This window comes from Nocardioides islandensis (assembly GCF_015352455.1).
GTDB lineage: Bacteria > Actinomycetota > Actinomycetes > Propionibacteriales > Nocardioidaceae > Nocardioides > Nocardioides islandensis.
Genome location: NZ_JADKPN010000032.1, coordinates 1 through 1,137, shown reverse-complemented (window position 1 = coordinate 1,137; position 1,137 = coordinate 1). Strand labels below are relative to the sequence as shown.

The following is a 1,137-nucleotide window of genomic DNA, read 5'->3' as shown; positions in this document are numbered from 1 at the left end:
TGTTCTGTCCGGGCACGTTGGGCACGAGGTCGATGGGTGACTTGCCCTTGAGCGAGGTGTGTCCGCGGTGGTGATTGTAGAAGTGGAGCCAGGCCGGGTAGCTGGCCAGGCGTTCGGTTTCTGACCGGTACTCCACGGCGTAGGCCCATTCCTCGAGCAGGGTGCGGTTGAACCGTTCAACCTTGCCGTTGGTCTGGGGCCGGTAGGGACGGGTCCGGCGGTGCTTGATCCGTTGCCCGGCCAGGGTCTTGGCCCACAGTTTCGAGCGATAGCAGGGCCCGTTGTCGGTCAGGACGGCACGCACCTTGATGCCGTGGCGGGCGAACCAGGCGCGGGCCCGACGCCAGAACCCCACGGCGGTCTCCTTGCGCTCATCAGCGAGGACCTCGGAGTAAGCGAGCCGGGAGTGGTCGTCGACGGCATGGTGCAGGTAGGCGTAGCCACGCGATGGCGAGGCGCCGGCGCGGGCAGCGGTGGTGCGTGCGACGTGAACTCGTCGGTCCTGTTCTGAGCCGCGCCCGTGGATGCGCCACCCGCCGCCGTCTGGGATCTTCCCGAGCTTCTTGATGTCGACGTGGATCAGGTCACCGGGCGCCTCGTGGACATAGCTGTTTGCTTGGGCCCTGGCCCACTTGATCCGTGCGCCGGTGGCCGGGTCGGTCCACTTCAGCCGTGGGCAACGGTTCCGCTGAAGGACCCTGTGGACCGTCGAGGGGTGCAGACCCAGGTGATAGGCGATCCGGGCTGGCCCCCACCTGCGGCTGACCCGCAGGCCGAGGATGCGTCGTTCGGTCCGCTGGCTCAACTGGTGCGGGCACCGGTGCGGGCGCGATGACCGGTCGCTCATGCCGTCGGCCCCGAGCTGCCGGTAGCGCTCAGCCCAGCGGCGTGCGGTGGTCACGCCGACCGAGAACCGCTCGGCAGCACGAGCCAACGTCCAGCCCTTGTCGACCACCAGCCGTGCCAGTTTCAACCGGCCAACCGGCGTCAGCGTCGCGTTCGGATGGGTAGCGTGCATCTTCGAAGACCTCCGAGTCTTGAGGAGTGGTTTGCGTGGTAGCTCCACACCTCACTCGGAGGTCTTCGTCATCGCCAAGCAGAAACGCCGTGCCTAACGTCCGTGGTTAGAACACCTAG

At 67.0% G+C, this 1,137-nt stretch carries 1 protein-coding gene; it reads right to left on the bottom strand.

Annotated features, from left to right (window positions below; all coding sequences use genetic code 11):
- Positions 1 to 1,018: IS481 family transposase (locus ISU07_RS23665; RefSeq protein WP_194709325.1), on the bottom strand; the 1,018-nt coding region annotated here is incomplete at its 3' end.
- Between the last annotated feature and the right edge of the window lie 119 nt (positions 1,019 to 1,137).